The sequence below is a fragment of the Ensifer sp. ENS03 genome (assembly GCF_014852035.1).
GTDB classification, from domain to species: domain Bacteria; phylum Pseudomonadota; class Alphaproteobacteria; order Rhizobiales; family Rhizobiaceae; genus Ensifer; species Ensifer adhaerens.
The window spans coordinates 95,589-110,625 of sequence record NZ_JACVAV010000007.1; the positions used below are offsets into that span (position 1 = coordinate 95,589).

Annotated in this window: 11 protein-coding genes; 6 read left to right on the forward strand and 5 right to left on the reverse strand. The window is 63.4% G+C overall.

From position 1 onward, the window contains the following. Positions 1–14: 14 nt before the first annotated feature. The 3 genes from IB263_RS22660 to glmU form a co-directional block, all read right to left on the reverse strand. A complete protein-coding gene (locus IB263_RS22660) occupies positions 15–512 on the reverse strand; it encodes a GNAT family N-acetyltransferase (RefSeq protein ID WP_034791382.1) in 498 nt (165 codons plus the stop codon). Then, the gene (glmS, locus tag IB263_RS22665; RefSeq protein ID WP_192439038.1) at positions 512–2,338 is read right to left on the reverse strand and encodes a glutamine--fructose-6-phosphate transaminase (isomerizing); all 1,827 of its coding nucleotides are present in this window, start codon (positions 2,336–2,338) and stop codon (positions 512–514) included. The genes IB263_RS22660 and glmS overlap by 1 nt, the downstream gene beginning before the upstream one ends. A gap of 231 nt (positions 2,339–2,569) precedes the next feature. Then, positions 2,570–3,940 carry a bifunctional UDP-N-acetylglucosamine diphosphorylase/glucosamine-1-phosphate N-acetyltransferase GlmU gene (gene glmU / locus IB263_RS22670; RefSeq protein WP_034791013.1) on the reverse strand — a complete coding sequence of 457 codons (1,371 nt, stop codon included), beginning with the start codon at positions 3,938–3,940 and terminating at the stop codon, positions 2,570–2,572. A gap of 243 nt (positions 3,941–4,183) precedes the next feature. On the opposite strand from glmU, the gene IB263_RS22675 reads away from it, so the two are divergent. Further along, entirely contained in the window at positions 4,184–5,944 is a 1,761-nt protein-coding gene (locus IB263_RS22675) for a hypothetical protein (RefSeq protein WP_090295576.1), read from the forward strand. A gap of 11 nt (positions 5,945–5,955) precedes the next feature. Here IB263_RS22675 and IB263_RS22680 read toward each other — a convergent pair whose 3' ends face one another. Beyond that, positions 5,956–7,602 carry a Na/Pi cotransporter family protein gene (locus IB263_RS22680; RefSeq protein WP_034791009.1) on the reverse strand — a complete coding sequence of 549 codons (1,647 nt, stop codon included), beginning with the start codon at positions 7,600–7,602 and terminating at the stop codon, positions 5,956–5,958. A 350-nt stretch (positions 7,603–7,952) separates the two neighbouring features. Between IB263_RS22680 and IB263_RS22685 the strand changes: the two genes are divergently transcribed. From IB263_RS22685 to glp, 5 genes are read left to right on the forward strand one after another with little or no spacing between them, the layout of a single operon-like run. Next, positions 7,953–9,842, forward strand: coding sequence for a peptidylprolyl isomerase (locus tag IB263_RS22685; RefSeq protein ID WP_090295578.1), 1,890 nt, complete (start codon positions 7,953–7,955; stop codon positions 9,840–9,842). Between the two features lie 17 nt (positions 9,843–9,859). Then, positions 9,860–10,873, forward strand: coding sequence for an anthranilate phosphoribosyltransferase (gene trpD / locus IB263_RS22690; protein ID WP_113080771.1), 1,014 nt, complete (start codon positions 9,860–9,862; stop codon positions 10,871–10,873). A gap of 14 nt (positions 10,874–10,887) precedes the next feature. Beyond that, positions 10,888–11,703 (forward strand): indole-3-glycerol phosphate synthase TrpC, encoded by an 816-nt coding sequence (gene trpC / locus IB263_RS22695; protein ID WP_134886981.1) that lies wholly within the window; start codon positions 10,888–10,890, stop codon positions 11,701–11,703. Further along, the gene (moaC, locus tag IB263_RS22700) at positions 11,703–12,191 is read left to right on the forward strand and encodes a cyclic pyranopterin monophosphate synthase MoaC (RefSeq protein ID WP_134886980.1); all 489 of its coding nucleotides are present in this window, start codon (positions 11,703–11,705) and stop codon (positions 12,189–12,191) included. Before trpC ends, moaC begins: the two co-directional genes overlap by 1 nt. 4 nt (positions 12,192–12,195) lie before the next feature. Further along, positions 12,196–13,407 (forward strand): gephyrin-like molybdotransferase Glp, encoded by a 1,212-nt coding sequence (gene glp / locus IB263_RS22705; protein WP_192439039.1) that lies wholly within the window; start codon positions 12,196–12,198, stop codon positions 13,405–13,407. 275 nt (positions 13,408–13,682) lie between these two features. Here glp and IB263_RS22710 read toward each other — a convergent pair whose 3' ends face one another. Further along, a complete protein-coding gene (locus IB263_RS22710) occupies positions 13,683–14,975 on the reverse strand; it encodes a hemolysin family protein (protein ID WP_034790998.1) in 1,293 nt (430 codons plus the stop codon). Positions 14,976–15,037: the final 62 nt, after the last annotated feature.

Consider the following 15,037-nt stretch of genomic DNA (forward strand, 5'->3'; position numbering starts at 1 on the left):
CTTCCGTCTCAACCTCACTCGACGCCGAAGGCCGGATGATAGGCGACCGTACCGGCCGCCATCGCGCCGGAGAGAGCCAGCGCCATGAAATATTGCGGCGCACAACCGGGGAATACAAGAGCCGATTCGTTACGGAAACCGAACTTTTGATACAAGGCCGGATCACCGACGACAACGCAGCCGGCGGCCCCTTCCGCCCGCAGCCATTCGAGCCCCTCGAGGATCAGCTGCCGGCCGATGCCCTGGGCCTGAACGTCCGGCTTGACCGAGACCGGCCCAAGCCCGAACCAGCCGGGCTCTTCCGGCGTCAGAGTGACGGGCGAAAAGGCGATGTGCCCGACGACTTCCTCGTTCATCTCGGCGACCAGCGACACACTCAGCGCACCGGACTCACGCAGTCGCTCGATGATGAAGGGTTCGCTCTGGTCGCTGTGCGGATGCCCTTCGAAGGCGGCCGCGGTCACGGCATGTATCACCGCTTCGTCGCCGGGGCGCTCGTGCCGGACATAGATCATTCGACGGTCACCGATTTGGCGAGGTTGCGGGGCTGGTCGACGTCGGTGCCCATGAACACCGCCGTGTGATAGGCAAGGAGCTGGATCGGCAGCGAGAAGATCATCGGCGCGATGACCTCATCGACATCAGGCAACACGATCGTCGCCATGGTCTCGAGCTTCGAGGCGGCGGCGCCCTTCTCGTCGGTGATGAGAATGATCCGGCCGCCGCGGGCCGCGACTTCCTGCATGTTGGAAACGGTCTTCTCGTAGAAGCGGTCGTGCGGCGCGATGACGATAACCGGCATGTTCTCGTCAATCAGCGCGATCGGTCCATGCTTCAGTTCGCCGGCGGCATAACCTTCCGCATGGATATAGGAGATCTCCTTGAGCTTGAGCGCCCCCTCCATCGCCAGCGGGAAGCTGGTGCCGCGGCCGAGGTAGAGAACGTCGCGGCACTTCGACAGCTCGCGCGAAAGAAGCTCGATCTTCGGCTGAACGGCGTTCAGCACCTGCCCCATGATGCGCGGCATTTCCGCGAGATAGCGAACCAAGACCTGCTCTTCCTCAGCACTCACCATGCCGCGGGCGCGACCGGCACCGATCGCGAGCGACGCCAGCACTGCGAGCTGGCAGGTGAAGGCCTTGGTCGAGGCGACACCGATTTCCGGGCCGGCAAGGATCGGAAAGACCGCATCGGATTCACGCGCGATGGTCGATTCACGCGTGTTGACCACGGCACCGATCTTCAGGCCAAGTTCCTTGCAATAGCGCAGCGACGCCAGCGTATCAGCGGTTTCGCCGGATTGAGAGATGAACAACGCGGCCGCCTCGGAAGGCAGCGGGATCTCGCGGTAGCGGAACTCGGACGCGACGTCGATTTCCACCGGCAGGCGCGCGTAACGCTCAAACCAGTACTTGCCGACGAGGCCTGCGAGATAGGCGGTGCCGCAGGCGGAAATCGCAAGGCTCGGAATCTTGGCGAAATCGATCGTGCCTGAGAGCGCCTTGATGCGGTTGCCGGCAAAATCGATGTAGTGGCTGAGCGCGTGCGCGATCACCTCCGGCTGCTCATAGATCTCCTTCTCCATGAAGTGCCGGTGGTTGCCCTTGTCGATCATGTAGGCGGCGGCCGTAGACAGCTGCTTCGGCCGGTCGACGACGTTACCGTCGAGGTCGAAGATATGCACGCCGTTCGCCCCGATCACCGCCCAGTCGCCATCGATCAGATAGGTGATCTCGTTGGTGAAGGGCGCAAGCGCGATCGCGTCGGAGCCGAGGAACATTTCGCCGCGGCCGTGACCGATCGCAAGCGGCGGGCCGTTACGCGCCGCCATGATCGTCGAAGGATCGTCCTGGAAGAGCACCGCCAGCGCATAGGCACCGGTGACGCGCTTCAGCATCGCGTGCATGGCTTCGCGCCGGCCGAGGCCTTCGCGACGGAACTTGGAGAGCAGATGGGCCACAACCTCGGTGTCGGTGTCGGTCTCGAACTTTGCGCCACTGGCGATCAGTTCGTCCTTCAGCTCGGCGAAGTTCTCAATGATGCCGTTGTGGACGACGGCGACCCCGTCGGTGAAATGCGGGTGGGCGTTGCGTTCGGTCGGCGCGCCATGGGTTGCCCAGCGCGTGTGGGCAATGCCGATCGTGCCGGCGAGCGGCTCTTCGCGCAGCCTGATCTCCAGATTGACGAGCTTGCCCTCGGCGCGCCGCCGCTCCAGCTTGCCGCCAATGACGGTGGCGACACCGGCGGAATCATAACCGCGGTATTCCAAGCGCTTCAGCGCATCGACCAGTCGTTCCGATACCGGCTGGTTGCCAACGATGCCTACAATACCGCACATAGTCGTCTCCGAATTCGTCCCCGCGCCGCGATCGGCGCCCCTGTTCAACGAGGGCGGAAATGCCGCCCGGCGCGCTGTCTTGGTAAAGCATTTGCAGGTCGAGGCAATCCGCCCCGATTTCACTTTCGATTTCAATGTTTAACGCCGCCGCATGTTCCCGCGAATCCTAGCGGAATCAAGCGACATGCAGCAAATCCGAGGCGAACCCGCGGACACGCGGGCACCACGGGCCTAACCGGCAGCCTTCGCCGCCTTCTTGGCTGCCTTCACCGCCTCGTACCGCTCGCGCAGCAGCCGTGCCCGGCCAGGCTTGATCTCCTGGCGTGCGCGGCCAAAGGCGACGGCGTCGGCCGGCACATCCTCGGTGATGACGCTGCCGGAGGCGACCAGGGCGCCGTTGCCGATCGTCACCGGCGCAACCAGAGACGAGTTCGAGCCGATAAAGGCATTTTCGCCGATCCGCGTCTCGTGCTTGTTCACACCATCGTAATTGCAGGTGATCGTGCCGGCGCCGATGTTGGTGCCTGCGCCGACGAACGCATCGCCGATATACGTCAGGTGATTGACCTTGGCGCCGGCGCCGATCTCAGCCTTCTTGACCTCGCAGAAATTGCCGACCTTGGAGTTTTCGCCGAGATCGGCACCCGGGCGCAGGCGTGCGTACGGACCGACCGTCGCGCCGGCGCGCACCGTCGCACCCTCGACATGCGAGAAGGCATGAATGATCGCGCCGCTCTCGACGCGCACGCCCGGGCCGAAGACGACATTCGGCTCGACCAGGACATCCTGCTCCAGCGCGGTATCCCAGGCGAGAAACACGGTTTCCGGCGCGATCATCGATACGCCCGACAGCATCAGCTCGTGGCGGCGGCGCTGCTGCCAAAGCCGCTCGATGAAGGCGAGCTCGGCGCGCGTGTTGCAGCCAGTCAGTTCTTCTTCGGGGGCCTCGACGGCAATCGCCTGCCCACCGATCTCGCGGACGATCTCCACGAGGTCGGTCAGGTAATACTCGCCCTTGACGTTGGCGTTACCGATGCGGCCGAGAAGATCGAGTGCCTTGCGACCGTCGATCGCCATCAGGCCGCCGTTGCAATAGGTGATGCGGCGCTCTTCTTCCGTTGCGTCCTTGTGCTCGCGAATGGCGAGCAGCGCGCCGTCCTTTACGATCAGGCGGCCGTAGCCCGACGGGTCTGCCGCCTCGAAGCCGATCACCACCACATCGTTGCCGGCCGCAAGTCCCTCGCGAGCGGCCCGAAGTGGTTCAGGCTGGATCAGCGGCGTGTCGCCGAAAACGACGAGAATGTCGTCGAACCCCTTTGCGATGGCGTCGCGGGCAGCAAGCACCGCATGGCCGGTGCCGAGCCGTTCCTTCTGCAGATAGGACGAAACCGACACGCCGCCGATGTCGGCGGCAGCCGAGACCGCGTCGGCGTCGCGGCCGACGACGAGAGCGATATCCGAGATGGAAGCGTTTGAGAGCGCCTCGACGACGTGGGCGATCATCGGCCGGCCCGCCACCGGATGCAGCACCTTCGACATGGACGATTTCATCCGCGTGCTTTCACCCGCAGCCAAAACGATGGCCAGGCACGTCCGTTCCATATATCTCTCCTTGGTCTCTTCCAGGCTCACGCCCACTGCACAATTCCTTAGATCGGAATCGGCTCAAGTACAAAATCGCCTTTCGATTCGGCGCGGTGCTAGCAGCAACATATTGCGAGAAGCATAATTCTCACAATCACGTCGCATTAACCGGCTTAAAACCGGATGATGACATAAGAAGGCGCGGAGCCTGTGTCAGCAAAACCGTGCGGGTGCATCGCTCCTTCGGGGGATCAAGCCGCAATGCACAGCCGCACTGACATCGACACACCGGCAAAGTCTACCGGCGCGGTCATTCCTCTCGCGCGATCTCCGCTTCTGTTGCTTGCCCTTGTGCTCGGTGTGCTCGCGGTTCTGCTCAGCTTCACGATCCCGCAGCCGATCGGTCCGATGTTCTGGGACCACTATCTCTATCTCGATGCCGCCAATCGTATCCGCGACGGCCAGATCCCGTCGGTCGATTTCTTCACCCCCGTCGGCGCCCTCGGCTACTATCTCTTCGCCGCCCTGCAGGGCATCTTTCCGAACGGCCAGCCGCTGCTCCTGGCGAGCTGGTGCCTGCTTCTCGTCAGTGGGCCGCTGATCGCGCTGGTGGTCACCGATGTCCAGAAACGTTCGACGGCAGTCGCCTATGCGATCCTGCTGCCGTTCCTGGTGTTTTCGGTGCTGCCGTTCAACACCGGCGACTTCTACCCCTATCCCGGGTCCGACGGTTTCGGCATCTACAACCGCCAGGTCTGCCAGCTTCTCTATGTACTCGCAGCCGCACTTGTCCACGTACGCGATCGTCGGCTGCTCGTCGCGACGGTCGCCGGCGCCATGGCGGCACTGTTCTTCGTCAAGATCACCGGCGCGGTTGCCGGCACGCTCATGTGCCTCATGGCCTTTGCTGCGGGGCGCCTGCCGTTCCGGTCGGCTATCATGGCGGGGCTCGTGGTCATCGCCATCCTTGCGAGCGTCGAACTCGCCCGCGGCGGCGTCTCTGCCTATCTTGCCGATATCCTGGCGCTGCTTTCCGTCAATGACGGCAGCTTGCTGCCGCGGCTGCTGCAGGCCGCCTCCCTCAATGCCGGTCTGCTGATCCCGGCGGGATTGCTGTGCCTGGTGCTCCTCGGCACGCAGCTTGCGCCCTTCGCCCAGTCGCTGCGCCAGCTTGGAAAAGGCCCGTCAATGGCGGCTCTCTGCCGAAGTTTCGACCAGCCGTTTTTCTGGCTTGCAGCCTTCGTTCTTGCCGGTATCGTCTTTGAGAGCCAGAACACCGGCAGTCAGGCGTTCATCTTCCTGCTGCCGCTGCTCCTCAAGCTCGCGATCGATGAGGTCGCAGCCGCCAAAACACGGCCTGTCGCAGTTGCCGTCGCTGTTCTCGCCCTCGCGGCAGCCCTGCCGCCGGCCACAGCCGTCGTGCAAAAAAGCACCCGCGCATGGATCGGGGCTGTCAACAACGTGCCGTTGGAAAGCCGCAACCTCAAAACCATGGGCGCCGTCAATGTACGGCCCATCCTGGCACTGCGCGCCGAGCGTCTGCGCATCCTCTACGCGACCGAGCGTCCCGCATTCGACGCCTTCGCCAAAACTGGCGAGTTGCCGTCGTTCCTGCTCTACAGCGACTTCGATTTTCAGACGGGATGGCTGATGAATGTCGACGAAGCGATCGACGCGTTGACGGCCTACGAGGCTTCGAGCGGCGTACGCTTCCGGACGATCTTCAACGTCGACTTCACCAATCCCTTTCCGTGGCTGATGGACCGCAGTGCCCCGCTGCATGTCGCGATCGGCGCAGATCCCTTCCGCGCCATTCCGCCGCCGGATGAAAATGTTCGCGCCGCCCTCGATGCGGTCGACGTCGCGCTGGTGCCGACCTGCCCGGTGACCAATGTCAACCAGACGCTGCTGTCGCTTTATCTGCCGAGCCTTGAAACGGCTCACAGCCGGATCACGCTGACAAGCTGCTACGACGCCTTTGTCCGAAACAGCCTGAAGCCCGCTGCCAACACCGGCGGCTGATCGACGCGACGCTAGGCGCCCGGCCGCAAGCGGCTCTCGCTCAACAGCCCATTTTCCTCAAGGATGGGATAGGCGACGGAAGCGATATGCGCGTTGACGCGCTTCAGATCCCGGAGCATGTCGAGATGCAGGGAGCTCGTCTGCAGGCTCTGGACCAGCCCGTCGCGCAGCCGCTCGATATGGCGCTCCGCCGAGCGTTTCTCCATGTGACGCACGTTGACCTTCACCTCGATGAGCTGCTTGGCGAGATCGGCATTGCGGGTGACGAAGATGGTCTGGGCGACTCGCAGATTGTCGATCGTCAGGTTGAAGAGGCTCTTGAGCTCCTGATAGCCCTCCTCCGAGAACTTCAGGCCGTTACTGACCTTCTTGGTGATCTGCTCGCACAGCCCCTTCTCGATGATGTCGCCCATATGCTCGAGATTGATGGCGTAGTCGATGATGACGATCGAGCGGCGGCCGTCTTCGGCGCTCAGGCCATCGCGGCCCAAGCGCGACAGGAAGATCTTGACCTCCTGCTGCAGCTGATCGACCTGTTTTTCGAACTTGCCGATATCGCGAATATCCGAGAGGTCATTGTTGTTGAAGGCGTTCGCGGCACGCATCAGCATCGCCTCGACCAGATCGCCGACGCGCAAGACCTCGCGGGTGGCTCCCGAAAGCGCCATGACCGGCGTATTCAGCGTCGTCTCATCGAGATAACGCGGGCCGGTTTCCTCGGCCTCTCCATCCGGAATGAACCGGGCCATCAGCTGCGACAGCAAACCGGCAAAGGGCCAGGCAAGAATGGCGACCGCGAGGTTGAAGGCCAGATGAATGTCGACCGGCAGGTTCTGGCGCGGCAGCGGCAGGCTCTGCAGAAACTCCACGCTCATGCCTGTCAGCGGAAGCGCGATCAGGCAGCCAATGGCGCGAACGACAAGGTTGCCTATGGTGACGCGGCGCGCCGACGGGGCGGAACCGAGCGTTGCCATGACAGGCGGAACGGCGCCACCGAGATTGGCGCCAAGCACGAGTGCCACCGTCAACCCGACGCTGAGGATGCCCGTCGTCGAGAGTGACAGCACCAGCATCACCACAGCCAGACTGGACGACGACGCAAAGGCAAGTCCCGCGGCAATGAGAAGCGCTACGGGCCAGGCGCTGTCGAGCATCGAGAGGAAGGCCCCAAGGGCCGGACTGTCACGCATCGGCTCCGTCGCCGCGCCCAAAAGATGTAACGACAGGAGCATGAGGCCGATGCCAACGAAAGCAGCACCCAGACCCTGGCGCGCGTTCGACCGGCTTGCGCGGTGCAAGACCACGCCGATGAGAATGACGAGCGGCGACAGCCATTCTATTCCGGTCGCCACGATCCAGGCCGTCATCGCCGTGCCGAGATTGGCGCCAAGCAGCACGATCTGCGCCATGCGCGAGCGGATGAGCCCCTTTTCCACGAAGGATGCGGTCATCAATGCGGTGGCCGTGGAACTTTGCAGCGCAAGCGTCGCGACAAGTCCGGTCACGAAGGAACGGAGAGAGCCGTCGGTTCCCTGGGCAAGGCCGGCGCGCAGCCGAGCCCCGAAGGCACGGGTCACCCCGTCCTTGACGAGGGACAGGCCGAAGAGAAGCAGTGCCACTGCTCCAAACAGGTTTACCATCACGATTGTCGACTGCATGGAATCTTTCCCGCGGAAGCTCCAAAGAATCGCTCCGCCCCTGCAACAGAACCACAGAACCGCGGCATGTTCGAGCCAATGTGACAGATAATTTTCGGTTGCCGGCTAACGAATCCGACATCGAGTTGGTCACCCGCGCCGGTCCGATCGACGGACGCCGCCCGCCTCATCCAGGCAGCTCGCGCAGCTGTCGCGGCAGCCATTGAAAACCAGACGGTTGCTCCGGGCGGCCGATCCCGTTGCATGGGCGCAATTTGCGGCAAACAACCCTTCATTTCCTGTTTCGTTTGTTTTAAGGAACGAATTCGTTTGGCCGATGGCCACCGCATTGCAACGAGGTTTCTGCCCCCATGCTCGAATTTCTGAGAAGCGCCGCCCAGACCTGGGTCGTCAAAGGCCTGCTAATCGTTCTCGTTCTGTCGTTCATGGTGTGGGGCGGCTCATCGTTGACGATGACGAACCAGTCGGATGCGGTGGTGGTCGTCGGTGACGTCAAGGTCAAGCCACCGGAATTCCGGCTCGCCTACGAGACCATGCTGGCACAGGCTTCCCGCCAGCTCGGCACGCGGCTGACGCCGCAGCAGGCACGTGCCTTCGGCATCGAGCAGCGGGTCTACTCGCAGATCGTCGCCGGCGCGGCTCTCGACCAACTCGCCAACGACATGAATCTCGGCCTGTCGCAGGATCGGCTCGCAAAACTGATCGCCGACGATCCGGCATTCCACAGCGTCAACGGCCAGTTCGACCGACTGACGTTCTCGAGCGTGCTGCGCAATGCGGGCCTGCGCGAACAGGATTACATCAATAGCCAGAGCCAGACGGCGATCCGCTCGCAGATCGTCGACGCGCTGTCTGACGGCTATGTCGCTCCGAAGGTTCTCACCGACGCGATCGGCGCCTACCGGCACGAGAAGCGCACGATCGATTACCTGCTGCTCTCGAACGCCAATATCGATCCGGTCAAGGTGCCGGGCGACGACGTGCTTTCTCCCTGGTACGACAGCCGCAAGGCGAACTACCGTGCGCCGGAATATCGCAAGATCACCTATGTGAAGCTCGAGCCGACTGACGTTGCCGACCCGACCGTTGTCACCGACGACGAGATCCGCGCCGAATACGAACGCCGCAAGGAAAGCTTCCGCAGCGCTGCTGCGCGGACAATCGAACAGCTCTCCTTCACGTCGCGTGAAGCGGCTGACGCTGCGTCGGCAAAGCTCTCTGCCGGCACCAGCTTCGACGATCTCGTAAAGGCCGAAGGCAAGTCTTCTGCCGACGTACTTCTCGGCGAGTTCACGAGGGATCGCGTTCCCGACGCCAAGATCGGCGAAGCAGCATTCGCACTTCAGGCCGACGGCGTGACGCCGGTTGTCGACGGTGCCTTCGGGCCGGTCATCCTGCGCGTGACGAACATCCGCCCGGAAACCGTCCGCAGCCTTGACGAAGTGAAGGAAGAACTGCGCAAGGACATCGCCCTTTCCACAGCGGGCGAAGAAGTCATGCGCCTGCACGACAAGATCGAAGACGAGCGCGCTTCCGGCGCGCCGATCAAGGAAGTCGCCGACCAGCTCAAGCTGAAGCTCGTAACCGTCGATGCGGTGGACGCGACCGGCAAGGACAAGAACGGCGATGACGTCGCCGGCCTGCCGGAACAGGCAGCCCTTCTCCAGGAAGTCTTCAAGGCCGACGTCGGTGCTGAAACCCTGCCGGTGAACGTCGGCCGCGAAGGCTATGTCTGGTTCGACCTCGATGAAGTCATCCCGGCGCGCGATCGCACGCTGGACGAAGCCCGCGACGAAATCGGCGCCGACTGGATGGCTGAGCAGCAGCGCGCAGCACTTGCCACGAAGGCCGGCGAACTGAAGCAGCGCGTCGAGCAGGGCGCAAAGCTTGCCGACGTCGCGACCGAACTCGGCCTCGTCGTCGAAACCAAGGCCGGCCTGACGCGCGCGACCGCTGATGCTGCCCTTAGCCCGGCAGCCGTCGCTGCCGCCTTCTCCGGCGCGAACGGCCACGTCACCAACGCTCCCGGAATCGGCGGCGAAGGGCAGATCCTCCTGCAGGTCACCTCGGTTGACACCGCCGGCCCGGCAGACGTGCTGCAGGACGACAGCCGCCAGATCGAGGCCCTCGCCCGTGTCAGCGGCGAGGACATCCTGGACCAGATGGTCGCCACGCTGCAGGCCGCCTACGGCGTTTCGATCAACCAGACGCTCGCTGAAACCGCCATTGCGCAACGATAGGCCCAAGGAAACCATCGATGAGTGATCTGAAGCCATTCGTCGCCAAGGTCGCCGCCCGCGAGGCGCTGAACCGCGAAGACGCACGTGCCGCCTTCGAAATCATCATGTCGGGTGCCGCAACGCCGTCGCAGATCGGCGGCTTCCTGATGGCATTGCGGGTGCGCGGCGAAACCGTCGATGAAATCGTCGGCGCGGTGGGCGCGATGCGCGCCCGCATGCTGCCGGTCGATGCGCCAGCGGATGCGGTCGATATCGTTGGAACCGGTGGCGACGGCGCCGGCACCTACAACATCTCGACTCTTGCCTCGCTGATCGTCGCCGGCGCCGGCGTGCCTGTTGCCAAGCACGGCAACCGCGCGCTGAGCTCGAAGTCAGGCACGGCCGACGCGCTCTCATGCCTCGGCGTCAAGCTCGACATCGGTCCGGACGCCATATCGAAATGCATCCGCGAGGCCGGTGTCGGCTTCATGTTCGCCCAGCAGCACCATTCCGCCATGCGCCATGTCGGCCCGACGCGGGTGGAGCTCGGAACGCGCACGATCTTCAACCTGCTCGGTCCGCTTTCCAACCCCGCAGGCGTCAAGCGCCAGCTCGTCGGCGTCTACGCGCCGCAATGGGTGCAGCCGCTGGCCGAAGTGCTGCGTGATCTCGGCTCGGACAATGTCTGGGTCGTTCACGGCGATGGCCTCGACGAGATCACGACGACCGGCACGACCGAGGTCGCAGCACTCAAGGACGGCAAGATTTCCACCTTCACCCTGACGCCCGCCGATTTCGGCCTTCAGACGGTGACGATCGATGCGCTCAAGGGCGGCGACGGCGCGTACAATGCGGTCGCGCTCCAGGCAGTGCTCGATGGTGCCGAGAACCCCTACCGGGACATTTCCCTTGCCAATGCGGCCGCATCGCTGATGATAGCCGGACGGGCAAAGGACCTCACCGAAGGCATGGCGCTGGCGCGCCAGTCGCTTTCAAGCGGCGGCGCGAAGACCGCGCTGCAGCGCCTGATCAGCGTTTCAAACGCGGCCTGAGGAAGGATCAGCACATGACGGATATCCTGCGCAAGATCGAAGCCTACAAGCGCGACGAGATCGCGGCTGCCAAGTCGCACGTTTCGCTCGACGAACTCAAGGTGCGTATCGCGGACCAGTCCACCCCGCGCGGCTTTCATGCGGCGCTCGCCGCACGCAAGGCCGCCGGCACGTTCGGACTGATCGCCGAAATCAAGAAGGCAAGCCCGTCGAAGGGACTGATCCGCCCGGATTTCGATCCGCCGGCGCTCGCCAGGGCCTATGAAGCCGGTGGAGCGGCCTGTCTGTCGGTGCTGACGGACGCCCCGAGCTTTCAGGGTGCGCCTGCCTTTCTCGAAGCGGCGCGTGCGGCCTGCGCCCTGCCGGCGCTGCGCAAGGACTTCATGTTCGACACCTACCAGGTGTTCGAGGCGCGCGCCTGGGGCGCCGACTGCATCCTTCTCATCATGGCTTCGCTCAGCGACGACGACGCCCGCCGCCTCGAAGACGCATCCCTCGAGCTTGGCATGGACGTGCTGATCGAGGTGCACGACGCCGAAGAGATGGAACGGGCACTGAAGCTCACCTCGCCGCTCGTCGGCATCAACAACCGCAACCTCAGGACCTTCGAGGTTGATCTCGCGGTTTCCGAGCAGCTCGCGGGCATGGTGCCTGCCGACCGTCTGCTCGTCGGCGAAAGCGGCATCTTCACGCATGCGGATTGCCAGCGGCTGGAAAAGAGCGGCATCACCACCTTCCTCGTCGGCGAGAGCCTGATGCGCAAGAGCGACGTCGAATCGGCAACGCGCACGCTCCTGACCGGCGCTACGACCACGCTGGCGGCCGAGTGATGAGCAAGCCGACGCTCACGCATCTCGGTGGCAGCGGCGAAGCGAACATGGTGGATGTCGGCGACAAGGCCGAGACAGTACGCATCGCCGTCGCCGAAGGCCATGTGCGCATGAAGGCCGAAACGCTGACACTCATTCTCGAAGGCGACGCCAAGAAGGGCGATGTCATCGGTACGGCGCGGCTTGCCGGCATCATGGCCGCCAAGCAGACGGCCAACCTCATTCCACTCTGCCACCCGTTGATGCTGACCAAGGTAACCGTCGATATCACGCCGGACCCGACGCTTCCTGGCCTCCGGGTCGAGGCGCTTGCCAAGCTGACGGGACGTACCGGCGTCGAGATGGAGGCGCTGACGGCCGTGAGTGTCGCCTGCCTTACGATTTACGACATGGCGAAGGCGGCCGATCGCGAGATGGAAATCGGCGGCATCCAGCTGGTCAGCAAGTCCGGCGGGCGATCCGGCGATTATCGACGCGAAGGGAACTGAGGCCATGGCGTTGCTGTCCGTCGAAGACGCGCTCGAGCGGATCCTACACGGCGCCACGCCACCGCAATTGACAGAGCTCGTCGGTCTCCATGACGGGCCCGGCCGCGTGCTGTCTCAGGATATCCCGGCGCGCGTCACACATCCGGCCTTCGACAATTCGGCGATGGATGGCTACGCCGTGCGCCACCGGGACATTGAGACCGTCGGCGCCGAACTGACCGTGATCGGCCAATCGGCTGCGGGCCACGGCTTCAAGGGCGAGATGAAAGCGGGCGAAGCCGTGCGCATCTTCACCGGTGCGCCGGTGCCATTGGGCGCCGATACGGTGATCATCCAGGAGGATACCGAGCGGTTGCCGGGCAACCGGATCCGCACCAAATTCGTGCCCGGCAAGGGTCGGCATATTCGAACGGCCGGCCAGGATTTTATCGCCGGCGAAGCGGCACTTTCGGCGGGTGACGTGCTCGACGCCGGACGCTTGACGCTCGCTGCGGGGATGAACCATGCGAGCCTGCCGGTCTTCAAGCGCCCGCGGATCGCAATCCTCGCCACGGGCGACGAGCTGGTGGCTCCGGGCAACAAGCCGGGCGACGATCAAATCATCGCCTCGAACAGCTTCGGCGTCGCGGCGATCGCGCGCGACAACGGCGCCGAGGTCATCGATCTCGGCATCGTCCGCGACGATCGGGACGCCATCAGTGCCGAGGTCAGACGGGCGCAGGGCGCCGATGTCGACGTGATCGTCACGCTCGGCGGCGCTTCGGTCGGTGACCATGACCTGGTGCAGTCGACGCTCATTGCCTGCGGCATGACGCTCGACTTCTGGCGCATCGCCATGCGGCCGGGAAAGCCGCTCATGGTGGGCCAGCTCGCAACGGCCACGGTGCTGGGCCTGCCGGGCAATCCGGTCTCCAGCCTCGTCTGCGCCCTGCTCTTCCTCGAGCCGCTGACCCGTAAGCTCGCCCGCTTACCATCGCGCGACCGCATAACGACCGCGCGGCTTGCAGGCCCGCTTCCGGGCAACGACGTCAGGCAGGACTATGTGCGTGCGCGCCTTACGAGGGACAGCGACGGCACATTGGTCGCCCATCCCTTCTCGCGGCAGGACTCGTCGATGATGAAGGTTTTCGCGCAATCGGATTGCCTGATCGTGCGCCCGCCGCACGCCACCGAAGCGCCTGCGGGCACAACCTGCGACATTCTCAGGCTTCGCTGAGCAAACCAAGCGCGAGCCACCTCTGGGAGCGCAAAAGCGAAAGGCCGGGCAGAGCCCGACCTTTTTTCCCGTTCATCGCGGGTCCTCTCGATCATCCTTATTCGGACAATCTCAGCGATGATCACGTGGCCTCGTCATAGAGCGCCACCAATTCAGCGCCGTGACACGGACCCTCACGTTTTGTGACGAAGCACTTTGTGACGATGTAAGCGGCCGCATGGGGCAGTCACCGCTCTTGCCGCATCAGGCCGGGGGTGCCCCCGGCCGCGCATGGATCAGTTGCCCGTCTCGTCCGAGCGGCTGACCAGGATCTTGTCTATGCGACGTGCATCCATGTCGACCACTTCGAAGCGGTAGCCATGGGCAATCGCGACATCGCCCTCCTCCGGCGTCTTGCGCAACTGCTGCACCAGGAAGCCGGCGATGGTCTCGAAGTTGCCGTCGGCGTCGATTCCCTCGATGCCGATCGTCAGGTGGATTTCGTCGATCGGCGTGCGGCCGTCGACAAGATAGCTTCCGTCTTCGCGCTGGCGGATCAACGCATGCTCGATGTCGTCGTAGTTCGACGGCAGCACGCCGACGATCGCCTCGAGAATGTCGGCGATGGTGATGATGCCCTCAGTGCTTCCATATTCGTCGACGATCATCGCCATGTTGATGCTTGACGACTTGAAGGCTTCCAGTGCCTTTAGGCACGACGCCGTCTCCGGCAAGGTGTGGATTTCCTTGATGTATCTACGCACGTCGAACGGACCGGAGGTCGGCGCGTTCAGGATTTCCTTGGCGAGAACCGCGCCGAGAACGTCGCCGCTCGGGCCATCGACCACCGGATAGCGGGAATGGCCGAACTGATCGATCTTGCGACCGACCGTTTCCAGGCTGTCATTGACGTCGATGAAGCTCACCTCGGTCCGGTGGGTCATGATCGACTTCACGTTGCGGTCGCCGAGGCGGATGATTCGCCGAAGCATCTCGTGCTCGGACTTTTCGATGGCGCCGCTTTCGACGCCTTCGGCCATGATCGCGTGGACTTCCTCTTCCGTCACATGATCAGGATCGTCAGGACGGATGCCGAGGAGACGCATGGCAAGCGACGCTGCGGTCTCGAAGAGATAGACGACCGGCGCGGTGATCCGCGACAAGAAGTGCATCGGGCGCGCGACGAACATGGCCAGCGCCTCGGAATTTTTCAGTGCCAGCTGCTTCGGAATGAGCTCGCCGATAACCACGGACAGGAAGGTGATGAGGGTAACGACGAGTACGAGGGCAACCGTGTTGCCGTAAGGATTGATCCAAGCGACCTCATCGAGCAGCGGTGCAAATTTCGCAGCGATTGTCGCGCCACCGTACGCGCCGGCTAAGGTGCCGACGAGCGTGATGCCGACCTGTACGGTGGAAAGAAATTTGCCGGGATCTTCAGCGAGCCTCAGCGCCACTTCGGCGCGGGCATTTCCCTGTTTTGCCATCTGGCGAAGCATTGGCTTGCTTGCCGAGACGATTGCCATTTCCGAGAGAGCAAAAAATGCATTGATCAAAAGCAGGACGAAAATGACAAAAAACTCGGACATGGTCTCCAGATCACCGTTGACGAAAGCCGCTCCACAAGGAGCGAGCCCTCACCAAATAAGGC